The 14,741-nt window shown below is 74.2% G+C and carries 11 protein-coding genes; 3 read left to right on the forward strand and 8 right to left on the reverse strand.

Annotation, left to right across the window (positions count from 1 at the left end; translation table 11 throughout):
• The first annotated feature begins 2 nt into the window (after positions 1-2).
• Both AUV08_RS03485 and AUV08_RS03490 read left to right on the forward strand, forming a co-directional pair.
• Positions 3-668, forward strand: a complete 666-nt coding sequence (locus AUV08_RS03485; RefSeq protein ID WP_231862062.1) for a 5-formyltetrahydrofolate cyclo-ligase — start codon at positions 3-5, stop codon at positions 666-668.
• 88 nt (positions 669-756) lie between these two features.
• On the forward strand, positions 757-1,026 hold the full coding sequence (locus AUV08_RS03490; RefSeq protein ID WP_061867086.1) for an FmdB family zinc ribbon protein: 270 nt from the start codon (positions 757-759) through the stop codon (positions 1,024-1,026).
• Positions 1,027-1,046: 20 nt separating this feature from the next.
• Here AUV08_RS03490 and AUV08_RS03495 read toward each other — a convergent pair whose 3' ends face one another.
• From AUV08_RS03495 to guaB, 7 genes are all read right to left on the reverse strand, one after another.
• The gene (locus tag AUV08_RS03495; RefSeq protein ID WP_061867087.1) at positions 1,047-1,286 is read right to left on the reverse strand and encodes a hypothetical protein; all 240 of its coding nucleotides are present in this window, start codon (positions 1,284-1,286) and stop codon (positions 1,047-1,049) included.
• Complete coding sequence (locus AUV08_RS03500; RefSeq protein WP_061867088.1) at positions 1,276-5,040, reverse strand: DUF4011 domain-containing protein; 3,765 nt, start codon at positions 5,038-5,040, stop codon at positions 1,276-1,278. Before AUV08_RS03500 ends, AUV08_RS03495 begins: the two co-directional genes overlap by 11 nt.
• Before the next feature lie 98 nt (positions 5,041-5,138).
• A complete protein-coding gene (gene guaA / locus AUV08_RS03505) occupies positions 5,139-6,758 on the reverse strand; it encodes a glutamine-hydrolyzing GMP synthase (RefSeq protein WP_061867089.1) in 1,620 nt (539 codons plus the stop codon).
• A 22-nt stretch (positions 6,759-6,780) separates the two neighbouring features.
• Complete coding sequence (locus tag AUV08_RS03510) at positions 6,781-7,329, reverse strand: DUF3817 domain-containing protein (RefSeq protein WP_036340922.1); 549 nt, start codon at positions 7,327-7,329, stop codon at positions 6,781-6,783.
• Complete coding sequence (locus tag AUV08_RS03515; protein WP_061867090.1) at positions 7,326-8,291, reverse strand: SURF1 family protein; 966 nt, start codon at positions 8,289-8,291, stop codon at positions 7,326-7,328. Before AUV08_RS03515 ends, AUV08_RS03510 begins: the two co-directional genes overlap by 4 nt.
• Before the next feature lie 47 nt (positions 8,292-8,338).
• Positions 8,339-9,475 carry a GuaB3 family IMP dehydrogenase-related protein gene (locus AUV08_RS03520; protein WP_061867091.1) on the reverse strand — a complete coding sequence of 379 codons (1,137 nt, stop codon included), beginning with the start codon at positions 9,473-9,475 and terminating at the stop codon, positions 8,339-8,341.
• Between the two features lie 92 nt (positions 9,476-9,567).
• The gene (gene guaB / locus AUV08_RS03525; protein ID WP_061867092.1) at positions 9,568-11,112 is read right to left on the reverse strand and encodes an IMP dehydrogenase; all 1,545 of its coding nucleotides are present in this window, start codon (positions 11,110-11,112) and stop codon (positions 9,568-9,570) included.
• Between the two features lie 185 nt (positions 11,113-11,297).
• Here guaB and AUV08_RS03530 point away from each other — a divergent pair, with 185 nt between their 5' ends.
• The gene (locus AUV08_RS03530; RefSeq protein ID WP_061867093.1) at positions 11,298-12,731 is read left to right on the forward strand and encodes a dicarboxylate/amino acid:cation symporter; all 1,434 of its coding nucleotides are present in this window, start codon (positions 11,298-11,300) and stop codon (positions 12,729-12,731) included.
• Between the two features lies 1 nt (position 12,732).
• On the opposite strand, the gene AUV08_RS03535 is transcribed toward AUV08_RS03530, so the two are convergent.
• Positions 12,733-14,688 carry a BCCT family transporter gene (locus AUV08_RS03535; protein ID WP_081097746.1) on the reverse strand — a complete coding sequence of 652 codons (1,956 nt, stop codon included), beginning with the start codon at positions 14,686-14,688 and terminating at the stop codon, positions 12,733-12,735.
• Positions 14,689-14,741 lie beyond the last annotated feature (53 nt).

The raw sequence follows: 14,741 nt of genomic DNA on the forward strand, positions 1-14,741 counted from the left end.
ACATGCGCACTCCCCCTCCCGTGCCCGAGCCCGCCGCCACGGGCCCCGTCGCCGGCGTCGACGACGTCGTGGACGCCAAGGCCGCCCTGCGTGCGCGCCTGCGCACCGCCCGCCGCGACCGCTCCCCCGCGCGCCGCGCCGCCGAGTCCGCGGCCGCCGTCGAGCACCTGTGGGCGTGGCTGGGTCCGCGCGTGGCCGCGGCGACCGCGGACGGGACCGCCCCGGTGGTGGCCACCGTGCTGCCGATGGCCACCGAGCCGGACACCGGTGGGCTGCGCACCCGCCTGCTGGCCGCGGGGGCGCGGGTGCTCGTCCCCGTGATCGAGCCGGAACGCCGCCTGAGCTGGGCTCCGTGGCACCCGGACGTCGCAACGGCGCGCGCGGCGAACGCCCCCGTGGACGAGCCCGTGGGCGAACGACTCGGGACCGACGCGCTGGCGGCGGCGACCGCGGTGGTCATGCCGGCGCTCGCGGTGGCCGAGGACGGGATGCGCCTGGGCCAGGGCGGGGGCTACTACGATCGCTTCCTCGCCGAGCTGCCGCGGAGCGTGCCGACCGTGGCCCTCGTGTTCGAGGACGAGCTGCTGCCGGCGGGCGCCATCCCCGCCGAGCCCACGGACCGGCCCGTGGACGGCGTCGTCACCGCGGCCGGGCTGCGCTGGGTCTGAGCCCGGCCCGCGGCGCGGAGTAGCATCGGGGGTCGGATCCCCCCAGAACCGCGCGCCCCGGCGCGCCCCGAGCGAGCTGGAGCTGAGCATGCCCACCTACGCCTACCGCTGCAAGGACTGCGGCCACGCCTTCGACGTCGTCCAGGCCTTCACCGACGACGCCCTCACCGAGTGCCCCGCGTGCGGCGGCGTCCTGCGCAAGCAGTACGGCTCGGTCGGCGTGAGCTTCAAGGGCTCCGGGTTCTACCGGACCGACTCGCGCTCCGGCACCGGCTCGGCCGGCGGATCGACCTCGGACTCGGCCGCCGGGTCCTCGACGTCCTCGACGTCGTCCTCGGCTTCCGCCGCCGCGGACTGACCCGGCCGCATCGGGCCGGCTCAGCCCCAGTGGGGCGGGCGCTGCTCGCGCAGCCAGCGGTCGCGCTCGGCCTCGACCGGGCCGGTCTCGACCCCGGCCTCCTGGCCGGTCGGCGTGGTCGCCGGCGACGTCTCGGCCTGCCCGGTCAGCCGGGGCATCCCGGGCAGGCGCGGCTCGCGGCCGTCGGCGGCTGCCGGGCCGGTGCCCGGGGCGTCCGCCCGGCGCGGGCCGCGGCGGCGCGGCGCGCCGTCAGCGGACATCGTCGTCGGTCTCGTCCGTCTCGTCCGCCGGCTCCACGCCCAGCCGGTCGGCCAGCTCGCGGGCCACGGACTCCGGGTCCGCGAACACGTCGATCGCCCACAGGGTCCGGGGCTCCCAGCCGCGGGCCTCGAGCCCCTCGGGCAGGGTCCGCGAGCGCTGCCGCACCGTGAGGGCGCGGTACACCTCGCCGCCGTCGCCGGCCAGGGCCAGCGGACGGGGCGCCTCGTCCTGCTCCGCGCGCGGATCGAGCACGGCCAGGTCCATGACGCCGCCGCAGCGGGGCAGGACGCGGGCGCCGTGCTCCTCGAGCCGGTCGCGCAGATCGGCCAGCAGCGGGTCGCCCACCATGCCCACCGGATCCGCGGCGTCCTCGCCGAGGTAGGCCTCGAGCAGCCGCAGGAACCAGAGGGCGCCGCCGTCGAGCCGGTCCTCGTCCAGGTCCGCGGCGCGCAGCGCGGAGACGAGGTGCAGGCGGCGACGGGCGCGGGTGAGCGCGACCGTGACCATGCGCTCGCCGTCCGGGTCGGAGAAGGCGCCGAAGTGGTGCACCACGCGGCCGTGCGGGGTGCGGCCGTAGCCGGGGGTGAGGATCACGGCGTCGCGCACCACGGAGGCGGCGCGCACGACCGGCACGATCACGAACGGCTCGGCGTCGGCGGCGTCCTCGCCGCGGCCGCGGGCGAGGAACTCGTGGGCCCACGGCGCCTGCGCGGCCGTGGCCTGCACGGCGGCGGCCACCCGGCGGGCGTGCTGCTCGGACACCGTGACCACGGCCAGGGACTGCTCGGGCCGGTCGCGGATGTGCTCGAACACCCGCTCCACGGTGCGGGCGACCTCGGCGTTCGTCGACTCGACCACGTCGCCGCCGGTCATCGGGATGCCGGTGCCCTCGGGCAGGTACTCGGCCGTGACGGCACGATCCCGGCCGGTGGCCTCGCCCGCGGTGGGCAGCGCATCCAGGGCGCCGTCATAGGCGAGCGCGGAGAGCAGGCGCACGAGGCGCCGCTCGAGGGGGCGGTGCACGGTGCGCAGCGGCAGGGTGGGCAGCACCTCGTCCAGCGCGTCGTAGGCCGAGCGCAGCGGGCGCAGGGGCCCGGCGGTCGCCGTCGGGTCCACGGACACCTGGAACGACTGCGGCCGCCCGATCACCGGGTCGCCGAGGGCCACCACCTGGGGGGCGCGGGTGAGCGCGCCCATCGCGGTGGCCAGGGCGGTCGCGTCGGCCTCCAGCAGCACGACGACGTCGGCGCGCCACTCCGGGGGGAACTCGGACAGGGCCATGGGCGAGGTGGTGACCACCGGAACGAGCGGCTGCAGGAGCTCGGGGGTGATCGTGGCCAGGGACTCGACCGTGGGGCTGCCCTGCTTGAGCAGGGTGCGCAGCACGGCCGCGTCCGCGCGATAGGTGCGCAGCGCCTCCCGCCAGCGCGCGGCCAACGCGGCGGAGAGCCGGGCGCCGCCGCGCTCGAGATGGGCGCGGTCCAGGTCGCGGAACCCGCGCTCGACCTCGGTCAGGTCCGCCCCGCTCATCATGGCCAGGAAGTCGTCCCCGGAGATCATCGCCTCGAGCGCGGACTGCCACCACGCCAGTTCGAGCTCGGCGGTCAGGGCCTCGGTGGGCACCTCGCGGTCGCGCAGGTCCTCGAGCAGCTCCGCCAGGCCGTGGTCGCGCAGGCTGTCCAGCACGAGGGTGCGCTCGGGCAGCGTGGCCAGGGTGTCGCGGTCCGCCACGAGCCCGTCGACGGCGGCCACGAGGTCGTCCACGTCGCGCTCGTCCAGCGGCCCCTCGGCCACGGCCTCGGGGGCGAGGACGCCCTCGAGCCGGCGCAGGTGCTCGCGCACCTGGCCGACGTGACCCATCACGTGCTCGCCCTGGTCCGGCACCTGCGGGGGCGTGCCCGGCTCGGCGGCGTGGCGGTTCCAGTCCTCCAGGACGGCGGCGGCGTCCACGAGGGCGCCGTGCAGGTCCGTGGGCTGCACGCCCGGGCGGACCGCGTCCTTCGCCGCGCGGCGGAGGCGGGACCGGGCCACCGAGGACATCTCGACCAGGTGGAGGCGCCGCCACGAGCTGGTGGCGGTCGCCGCGACCAGCTGCGGCACGTCGAGGGAGAACACCTCCGGGGTGAACTCGGTGAGGGTGCGGGCCACGCGGCGGTAGAGGTCCGCCTGCTCCGCCCAGCCGGCCACCGTGCGCTCGGGGCGCAGGCCGGCCTGGGCGGCGGCGGTGTCCACGGCGCGCCGGGTGGTGTGCAGGGCCGCCGCCAGCTCGTCGGCCAGCTCCGAGGCGGCCTCGGTCTCCTGCACGTTGCGCACGCGCGCGCCGAACCAGCGGCTCTCGGTGGCGGCGGCGGAGAACGCGCCGAGCTCCCCGGCACGCACGAGCTGCTCGCCCACGGCCTGCCGGTTCACGGTGGAGTCCAGCACGGAGCGCTTGAGGCGCACGGTGGTGGCCGGCGGCGTCTCGAGCCCGGTCAGGGCGGCCAGGGCCTGCATCGCCTGGAACGGCGAGCAGCCCCAGCGGGGGCGGACGTGGTGCAGCGAGCCGACGTGCTCCTGCAGCCGACGCCGCCGTTCGGTCAGCGCGGCCTCGTCCCGGGCGGTGTCGGTGTCCACGGCCCGCTCGGAGCGCAGGACGGCCTGCACGAGCTGGCGACGGAGCAGCTCGGGGTCCGCGTTGGCGGGCACATCCAGCGCGATCGAGCGCAGGTCCGCCTCCACGAGGCGGTCGAGCACGTCGGCCAGGGCGGCGGAGCGCTCGGCCACGACCAGCACGCGCCGGCCCTCCCAGGCCAGGCGTGCGGCCAGAGCGGCGGCGGTCTGGGTCTGCCCGGTGCCGGGGGCCGCCGCCACCACGAGGGACTCCCCCGCCGCGGCGTGCTCGAGCACGCGCGCCTGGGCGGCGTCGACGTCCAGGACGAGACGCTCGTCCGCCGGGGCGACGTCGTCCTCCGCGGGCGCGCCCGTGGGCTGCAGCGCCGCCGGGCGCGGCACCATGCCGGTGCCGGCGTCGTACAGGGCCTGCACGACGGGCAGGTCCTCGAGGGAGGCGGGCAGCGAGGCGGTCTCGCCGAGGTCCGCGAACGTGGAGACGAGCAGGCAGTCCTCGACGTGCAGGTCCGCGATCGCGGCGGTCTCCTCGCGCAGGCGGGCGAACGCGGGGGCGGGCTCGAGGCGCGCCGTGGCGTAGGCGGCCTGCCGGTACGCCTCGGGGTCCAGGGCGATGCCGTGGTGCCGGCGCAGGTTCCGCACGAGCGCCGGGTTCAGCCGGGCCGGCTCGGTGATCTGGACCTCCAGCTCGTCCCGGCCCCGGGCGCCGCGGCGCACCGTCAGGGCCACGCGGGCCAGCAGCACGGGGGCGGAGCGGCGCTCCCGCCGGCCGTCCTCCTCGGCCGTCCACGTGGCCACGCCCACGGCGAGCGCGCCGACGTCGATGCCGCGTTCCTCCGCCAGCTCGCGGACCTTGGCGCGCAGGCCGAGGGAGACCTCGTGCGCCGCGTCCAGCTCCGGGCCGGCCGGCAGCAGGGTGGACAGGCGGGTGCGCCGCCCCAGCAGCAGCTGCGAGACGCCGGAGGAGTTCGCCTCCGTGAGGTCGATGCTGTTGGCCGCCGAGGGCGCGAACCGCAGCATCGTGTCGTTCTCGGCGCCCGAGCCCAGGGAGGACACCCAGGCGGCCGGGTCGGGGCGGGTCTGCCCCTCGTCGGGGCGTGCGGCGGCGCGGGCGCGGGCCAGGCGCGGGAACTCCTGCTCGGTCACGTGCGTGCGGTCCTTCCTCCGTCGCCTGGGTCCAGGCGGTCTTCGTGCGGACGGCCGCCCCGGTCAGGGGCGGCCGGATGCGGCGCCGGACGCGCCGCTCACTCCCACTCGATGGTGCCCGGCGGCTTGCTGGTCACGTCGAGCACGACGCGGTTGACGCCGTCGACCTCGTTGGTGATGCGGTTCGAGATGCGGGACAGGACGTCGTCCGGGATCCGCGCCCAGTCCGCCGTCATGGCGTCCTCGCTGGTGACGGGGCGCAGGACGACCGGGTGGCCGTAGGTGCGGCCGTCACCCTGCACGCCCACGGAGCGCACGTCCGCGAGCAGCACCACCGGGCACTGCCAGATCTGGCGGTCCAGCCCGGCCGCGGTGAGCTCCGCGCGCACGATCGCGTCCGCGCGGCGCAGCAGGTCCAGGCGCTCCTGGGTGACCTCGCCGATGATGCGGATGCCCAGACCCGGTCCCGGGAACGGCTGGCGGTGCACGATGCCCTCGGGCAGGCCGAGCTCGGCGCCCACGGCGCGGACCTCGTCCTTGAACAGCTCGCGCAGCGGCTCGCACAGCTCGAACTGGATGTCGTCCGGCAGGCCCCCCACGTTGTGGTGGGACTTGATGTTGGCCGCCCCGTCCCCGCCGCCGGACTCGACGACGTCCGGGTAGAGCGTGCCCTGCACGAGGAAGCGGACCTCGGTGGCGTCCGGGTCGTGCTCCGACTCGAGGACGATGTCCGCCTGCGCCTTCTCGAAGGTGCGGATGAACCGCTCGCCGATGATCTTGCGCTTGGCCTCGGGGTCGGTGACGCCGGCCAGCGCGGACAGGAAGTCCTCGCGCGCGTCCACCATCACGAGGCGGGCGCCGCCGTGGGCCTCGCCGAAGGCCTGCTCGATCTCGGCGGACTCGCCCTCGCGCATGAGGCCGTGGTCCACGTAGACGCAGGTGAGGCGGTCGCCGATGGCGCGCTGCACGAGGGCCGCGGCCACGGCGGAGTCCACGCCGCCGGACAGGCCGCAGATGGCCCGCTTGTCCCCGATCTGCTCGCGGATGCGCTCGACCTGCTCCTCGATCACACCGCTGGCCGTCCAGTCCGCGCCCAGGCCCGCACCCTCGTGCAGGAACTGCTCGAGCACCCGCTGGCCGTGGGAGGAGTGGCCCACCTCGGGATGCCACTGCACGCCGTAGATGCGGCGCTCGCAGTCCTCGAACGCGGCGACGGGGGCGCCCGCGGTGGAGGCCGTCACGGCGAAGCCCTCAGGCGCCTGCGTCACGGCGTCCCCGTGGGACATCCACACGACCTGCTCGAGGTCCTGGTCCGCGAACAGCACGGAGTCGGCGTCCACCGAGTCCAGGCGGGTGGAGCCGTACTCCCGGGTGCCGGTCTTGGCCACGGTGCCGCCGAGGGCGTGCGCGATCGACTGGAAGCCGTAGCACAGGCCCAGCACGGGCACCCCGGCCTCGAGCAGCGCCGGGTCCAGCTGCGGGGCGCCGGGCTCGTACACCGACGACGGCCCGCCCGAGAGGATCAGCGCCGCGGGTTCGCGCTCCAGGATCTGCGCCGCCGGGGTGGAGGCGGGCACGACCGCGGAGTAGACGTTGGCCTCGCGCACACGACGCGCGATGAGCTGTGCGTACTGGGCGCCGAAGTCCAGCACCAGCACCGTGGGCATCACGTCGCTGAGCGGGGCGGGGGTGTCGGGGTGGGGGGCATTCTGCGTCACCCGTCCAGGATAGTCGAGGCGCTCAGTAGCGCCGCGCGGCGTCCGGGAAGCGGTGCAGCTCGTCCCGGACCACGCGGGTCATGCGCTTCTCCACCACGAAGGACAGGAACGGCACGACGCCGCCGCCGGCCATCGCCAGCAGGCGCAGCGGCTCCCAGCGCATCAGGGACCACAGGCGGAACGAGGCGAGCAGGTACACCACGTACATCCAGCCGTGGGCGATGAGGATGAACAGGGACAGGTTCACTCCCCCGGTCACGCTGTCCGTGGGGTGCAGCCCCAGGCCGTTGGCCTCTCCGTCCAGGGTGGTGCCGCCCGCGTAGAGCTCCACGTGCATGCCGTACTTCAGCACCATCTCCGCCACGAGCAGCAGGAGCATGATGCCGGTGATCCACGCGCACACCACGTAGAGGCGGGTGGCGGAGCGGATCTGCTGCTGGGTGCCGGCGAAACGGCGATGCTCCCGGCCCGGCCGCGGGGGCGGCTCGGGCAGGTCGGCCTCCGTGATGTCCTCGGGATCCGGCAGGCTCGCCGGGTCCACCGGCTGGGGGCCGGGGTGCTGGGTGCTCATCGGCTCTGCTCCTCTCGGGGCCCACGGGGGCCCGGGTCGCGGGGGTCGGGGCGCGCGGCCCCGTCGTCGTCGTGGTCCTGGCGTGGGTGCGCCGCGGCCTGCGCCGCGACGGCCCGCTCCTTGGCCTCGCGCGCGGCCGCCCGGCGCCGCTCGAGCTCCTCGGCGCGCCACTGCGCGGCCCACTCCTCGTCGAGCCGGCGCTCGTGCTCGTCCCGGACGTGGTCGTCGCGGACGAACCGCCACCACAGGAACAGGGCGAAGCCGGCGAAGAGCATCCACTCCACGGCGTAGAAGACGTTGAGCCAGATGATCTGGGTCTCCTCCGGCTGCGGGGCCACCCACACCGGCTCGAGCCCGCCGGGGCCGGCCGCGCCCGTCTCGGCGCCCGCGGCGTCGACCATCTCGAACGCCGCGACGTACGCCGCGTAGGACGGCTCGTCCCACACGTTCACCAGCTGGGCCGGGGCCAGGCTGCGGTACAGGAGCCGGTCGGCGGTGTCCTCGGCCGCTGCCTCACGCGGCAGGGGCCCGTCCGGGGGCAGCAGGCGCCCGGTGACGGTGACCTGCCCGGCGGGCGCGGGGTCCACGACGTCGGCGCGGGCCGACCAACCGCGGACCACCGGGACGACCTCGCCGTCCGGGGCGCCGGCCACCCGGAGGGCCGTGACCGTCCAGTAGCCGTCGCGGCCGTTCAGCAGGCGCGGGCCGACCAGGACGTCCGTGCCGGGCACGAACTCCCCCTCGACCGTGACGACCTGGTCTGCCTGCGAGCCGAGCAGGGCCTCGTAGGGGCGCACGTGCTCCAGGAACGGCACGGCGTTCTCGGTCTGGGTGCGCGGCGGCGGCGCGTTCGTCTCCGCGGACTCGAACTGCCACTTGGACAGCGCCACGAAGACCGCGGCCGCCACGAGGGCCAGCACCAGGGTGGCCAGCCAGACGGGCTTGAGGGCGGTGCGCAGCACGCCGTATCAACTCTTTCGGTCGGGGTGCCGCCACGCGGCGGCGGGGATCAGACGGTCTGGGTGGGGGTCACAAGGACCTCCACCTTCTGGAAGTCCTTGAGCTCGGTGTAGCCGCAGGTGGCCATGGCGCGCTTCAGGCCGCCCATCAGGTTGGACGTGCCGTCGGCGTGGCGGCCGGGCCCCCACAGGACCTCCTCGAGCGGAGCCACCTGGCCCACGTGGGTGCGGTGCCCGCGCGGCAGCTCCGGATGGACGGCCTCGAGGCCCCAGTGCCAGCCGCCGCCGGGGGCGTCGGTGGCGCGGGCCAGGGCGGCGCCCAGGACGACCGCGTCCGCGCCCATGGCGATCGCCTTGACGATCTCCCCCGAGGTGGAGACGCCGCCGTCGGCGATCACGTGCACGTAGCGGCCGCCGGACTCGTCCATGTAGTCGCGGCGCGCCTCGGCGATGTCCGAGATGGCCGTGGCCATCGGCACGCGGATGCCCATGGCGCGGCGCGTGGTGGTGGACGCGCCGCCGCCGAAGCCGACGAGCACGCCGGCCGCGCCGGTGCGCATCAGGTGCAGGGCCGGCGTGTAGCCGGCCGCCCCGCCCACGATCACGGGCACGTCCAGCTCGTAGATGAACTGCTTGAGGTCCAGCGGCTCCTGGGTGGAGGAGACGTGCTCGGCCGAGACGGTGGTGCCGCGGATGACGAACAGGTCCACGCCCGCCGCCACGACGGTGCGGTAGAACTCCTGCGTGTTCTGCGGGGTCAGCGAGCCCGCGACGACGACGCCGGCCTCGCGGATCTGTGCGAGGCGCTCGGTGATCAGATCGGGGCGGATGGGGGCCGCGTAGGCCTCCTGCAGCTTGCGGGTGGCCTCGGTCCCGGCCGGGCCGGCCTCCAGGGCGGCGATCTCCTCGAGCAGCGGGCGCGGATCCTCGTGGCGGGTCCACAGGCCCTCGAGGTTGAGGACGCCGAGACCGCCCAGCCGCCCCATCGCGATGGCGGTCTCCGGACTCATCACGGAGTCCATGGGCGCACCGATCACGGGCATGTCCAACGTGTAGGCGTCGATGCGCCACGTGAGGCTGACGTCCTGGGGATCCCGGGTGCGCCGCGCGGGCACCACGGACACGTCGTCGAGGGAGAAGGCCCGGCGGCCGCGCTTGCCGCGGCCGATCTCAATCTGGTTCGTCACCGGGCCAGCCTAGCCCAGGCGCCACGGGGCGGCGCCGACCGTGTCGTCGGCGCCGCCCCGTCCGGGGGCTCCCCCCGGACCCGACGTGCGGGTCAGCGCGAACGGTAGTTCGGGGCCTCGACGGTCATCATGATGTCGTGCGGATGGGACTCCTTCAGGCCCGCCGCGGTGATGCGCACGAAGCGGCCGTTCTCCTTGAGATCGGCCACCGTGGACGCGCCCGTGTAGAACATCGTCTGGCGCAGGCCGCCCACGAGCTGGTGGACCACCGAGGCGACCGGGCCCCGGAAGGGCACCTGGCCCTCGATGCCCTCGGGGATCAGCTTGTCCTCGTCCGGCACGTCCGCCTGGAAGTAGCGGTCCTTGGAGAAGGAGCGCGTGCCGTTGCGGGTCTGCATGGCGCCCAGGGAGCCCATGCCGCGGTAGGTCTTGAACTGCTTGCCCTGGTAGAACACGAGGTCGCCCGGGGACTCGGCCGTGCCGGCCAGCAGGGAGCCGAGCATCACCGAGTCGGCGCCGGCCACGAGGGCCTTGCCGATGTCACCGGAGTGCTGCAGACCGCCGTCGGCGATCAGCGGGACGCCCGCGGGGCGCGTGGCCTTGGCCGCCTCGTAGATGGCGGTGATCTGCGGGACGCCGACGCCGGCCACCACACGGGTCGTGCAGATCGAGCCCGGGCCCACGCCCACCTTCACGGCGTCCGCGCCGGCGTCGACGATCGCCTTGGCGCCCGCGTAGGTCGCGGCCTGACCGCCGATGACGTCGACGTGCGCGGCCGCCTTGTCCTTCTTCAGGCGCGCGATCATGTCCAGCACGCCGTGCGTGTGGCCGTTCGCGGTGTCCACCACGAGGGCGTCCACACCCGCCTCGACGAGCGCCATGGCGCGCTCCCAGCCGTCGCCGAAGAAGCCGACGGCGCCGCCGACGCGCAGGCGGCCCTCGTCGTCCTTCGCGGCGTCCGGGTACTGCTCCGCCTTGTCGAAGTCCTTGATGGTGATCAGGCCGGTCAGGCGGCCCGCATCGTCCACGAGCGGCAGCTTCTCCACGCGGTTCTGGGAGAACAGGCGGATGGTCTCGGCGCGCGAGACGCCCTCCTGCGCGGTGATCAGCGGCATGCGGGTCATGGCGGTGTCCACCGTGCGGGTGGCCCACTCCTCGCGCGGGATGAAGCGGGTGTCGCGGTTGGTGATGATGCCCAGCAGCGTCATGTCCTCGGCCACCACCGGCAGGCCCGAGACGCGGTACTGGGCGCACAGCTCGTCCAGGTCGGCGAGCGTGGCGTCGGGGCCGATGGTCACGGGGTCCTTGATCATCCCCGACTCGGAGCGCTTCACGGTGTCCACGTGGCGGGCTTGGTCCTCGATGGACAGGTTGCGGTGGATGATGCCCATGCCGCCCTGGCGGGCCATGGCGATGGCCAGCGGGGCCTCCGTCACGGTGTCCATCGCCGCGGAGACGATGGGGATGTTCAAGCGGATGTTGCGGGTCAGCCGGGTGCCCGGGTCCGCGTCCGCGGGGATCACGTCCGTGGCGTTGGGCAGCAGCAGGACGTCGTCATAGGTGAGGCCGAAGAAGCCGAAGGGATCCGAGGAGGAGCGGACGGGCTCGGGGCTGGGACCGGTGCTGGTGTTGGTCACGAAGGCGCCTTTCGGGACGGGTGTTTCCGCGATTCTATGCCCGGGGGCCAAACCGGCGACCCGGGTGCGGGCCACATCACAGGACCCCCGCGCTGGGCCACGCGGGGGCGAGACGGGCGTCACCACGACGTCACATGGAGCAATCCGTTTCGGCGTCATGGTATTGGACCGCCTAACCTCCCCGGATGAGCACCGCACAGTCCTCCCCCGCACCGGCGCCCCGACGCCGGCTCCCCGCCTGGACGTCGAACTTCGGCTGGCAGATCGCCGCCGCCCTCGTCCTCGGCCTCGTCCTGGGCCTGATCGCCCGCGCGACGGGGCACACCTCCGAGCACCCGACCTGGCTCGGCGAGACGCTGGCCACCGTCGGCAGCATCTACATCAGCCTGTTGAAGGCCACGGTCGTCCCGCTGGTCTTCTTCGCCGTCGTCGCCTCCATCGCCAACCTGGCCCAGGTGACCAACGCGGCCCGCCTGGCCGCCAAGACCCTGCTGTGGTTCGCCATCACGAGCCTGATCGCGGTGCTCATCGGCCTCGCCGTCGGCGTCGTGCTGCAGCCGGGCGTGGGCACCGGCCAGACCGCGCCGGCGTCGTACCAGGCCAAGGACGTCGGCTGGCTCGACTTCCTGACCTCCCTGGTGCCGGCGAACTTCCTCGGCCTGACCGTCAAGACCACGGCGGGCGAGGACGGGGCGCTCGCCTCCTCCCCCACGTTCAACGTGCTGCAGATCCTCGTGATCGCGATCGTCGTGGGCGTGGCCGCGCTCAAGGTCGGCGAGAAGGCCGCCCCGTTCCTCACGTTCTCCCGCTCGGTGCTCGCGATCATCCAGAAGCTGCTGTGGTGGATCATCCGCCTGGCCCCGATCGGCACCATCGGCCTGCTGGGCAACGCCGTGGCCTCGTACGGCTGGTCCACGATGGGCACGCTGGCCAAGTTCGTGGTGGCGATCTACGTGGGCCTGGCCCTCGTGATGCTCGTGGTGTACCCGGTGCTGGCGCGCCTGCACGGGCTCTCCGTCAAGCAGTTCTTCACCGGCGTGTGGCCGGCGTTCCAGCTCGGCTTCGTCTCCCGCTCCTCCCTCGGCACGCTGCCCGTCACCCAGCGGGTGGCCGAGCGCAACTTCGGCGTGCCCACCGGCTACGCCTCCTTCGCCGTCCCGCTGGGCGCCACCACCAAGATGGACGGCTGCGCCGCGATCTACCCGGCCGTGGCCGCCGTGTTCATCGCCCAGTTCTACGGGATCGACATGAGCCTGAGCCAGTACGCCCTCGTGGCACTCGTGTCCGTGCTGGGCTCCGCCGCGACCGCCGGCACCACCGGCGCCACCGTGATGCTCACGCTCACGCTGTCCACCGCCGGGCTGCCCCTCGAGGGCATGGCCCTGCTCCTGGCCGTCGACCCGATCGTGGACATGGGTCGCACCGCCCTCAACGTGTCCGGCCAGGCCCTCATCCCCGCGCTCGTGGCCTCCCAGGAGGGCATCCTCGACCGGGACCGCTACGACGCCCCACGCGGCGACATCTTCGGCGAGGACGAGGAGGAGATCGTCGAGGCCCGCGCCCACGCGACCGCCGACTCCCGCGCCCAGCTCGTCGGCACCCCGGAGCCGCGCGCCTGAGTCAGCGGCCGGACGGGCCTGCTCCGGCGGGCCCGTCCGCGCCGTCCCCGTCCCCCTCGTCCAGGTACTCGCCCAGCACGTAGTCGTAGTCCACGGGGTTCCCGTCCTCGTCCGTGCGGCGGTACCAGTCGGTGATCTCTGCGGCGGTGGAGTCGAACCCCTCGCCGGCCGCGTACCAGCTGCCCGGCGGGGTGCGCTCCACCGTGAACGCGAAGTCGTCCCCGTACTCCACCAGGCCCCGCACCGTCGCCTTCTCGACGGCGGCCCGCTGGTACCGGTCACGGATCGCGAAGGGGTCGTTGGCCAGTTCGCGCTGGAGCGCGACCGCCATGAGGACGAGCACCACGGTGAACGGCAGCGCCGTGATGGTGATGAGGTTCTGCAGGCCGGTGAGCGCGGTGTCGCCGCCGGTCAGCAGCATCACGACCGCGATGCCCGCCATGCACAGTGCCCAGAACACCGTGATCGTGCGGCGCGGGGCCGGGGCGCCGCGCTGCGAGAGCTGCGAGTTCACGATCGAGGCGGAGTCCGCCGTCGTGATGAAGAAGACCGCCAGCATGACGATCACGACCGGGGCCACCAGCCCGCCGCCGGGCAGCTGGTCCAGGACCACCCAGAAGATCTCCGCCGGCGCGGGCAGCGACGCGGCTGTGCCGTCCGGCGCCACGGAGCCCTGGGTCCGCTGCAGCCAGATGGTGGTGCCGCCGATGATCGTGAACGCGCCGACGATCACCGCGGCCGGGATGAACAGGGCCCCGAGGACGTACTGGCGGATGGTCCGACCCTTCGAGATCTTCGCCATGAACACGCCCACGAACGGGGCCCAGCTGACCCACCACGCCCAGTAGAAGATCGTCCAGCTGGAGAGGAACTCCTGCATGTCCTCCCCCTGGGCCATCGAGGCGCCGAGGGCGTCCGGGGCGGAGGAGACGTAGTCCATCAGGACGCCGGGCACGATGTTCAGCAGGAACGCCGTCGGGCCGACGACGAAGAAGAACAGCGCCAGGCCGAGGGCGAGCAGCATGTTGATGTTGGACAGCCACCGGATGCCGCGGGCCACACCGGACACCGCCGAGAAGATGGTGCCGATCGTGAGCACCACGATGATCCCCAGCGCCACCGTGTTCCCCGGCGCCGACCAGCCCGAGACGATCTCCACGCCGCGGCCGATCTGCAGGGCGCCGATGCCCAGCGAGGCCGCCGTGCCGAACAGTGTGGCGATGATCGCGAGCCCGTCGATCAGGCGCGCGCCGACCGAGTCGCTGCGCTGGGAGTCGCCGAACAGCGGCGCGATGATCGAGCTCATCAGCGGCACCCGGCCCCGGCGGTAGGACACGTAGCCGACCGACAGACCGACGATCGCGTAGATCGCCCACGCGTTCACGCCCCAGTGCAGCGCGGCCTGGGCCAGCGCGCCCGTCACCGCCTCCTCGCTCCCCGCCTCGTACGCCCCCGGGCGCGGGGCCAGGTAGTAGGTCAGCGGCTCGTACGGGCCGAAGAAGATGATGCCGATGCCGATGCCGGCCGCGAAGAGCATGGCCGACCAGCTCGCCGTGGAGTACTCCGGCTTCTCCCCGTCCAGTCCCAGCGGGATCTCGCCGTACCGGGAGAACGCCAGGACGAGCAGGAACACCACCATCCCGATGGCCAGCAGGGCGAACAGCCAGCCGGCGTGGAGCATCACCCAGTCGAGGGCCGCGCTCGAGACGGCCAGCACGGCGTCCGGCTGCAGCACGCCCCACACCACGAAGCCGACCACCAGCAGGCCGACGACGGCGAGGATCACCCGGTCCACGCCGTAGCGCACCCGGCGGTCCTCCACGGACACGCCCGGCACGAGGGCCGGGTGGATGCCGTGCGGATAGGAGAACTCGCGGACGAAGCGGCGCAGCCGTGGCCGGGCCGGGGCCCGGGTCGGGTGGGACCCGGTGGGACGGGGCGGCGTGGGTGTGTCCATGGGCACACCCTAGAGGGCGCCCCGGACGGCGGTCGTCTCCCGCCCGCACGACG

This window comes from Micrococcus sp. CH7, assembly GCF_001595485.1.
Classification (GTDB): Bacteria; Actinomycetota; Actinomycetes; order Actinomycetales; family Micrococcaceae; genus Micrococcus; species Micrococcus luteus.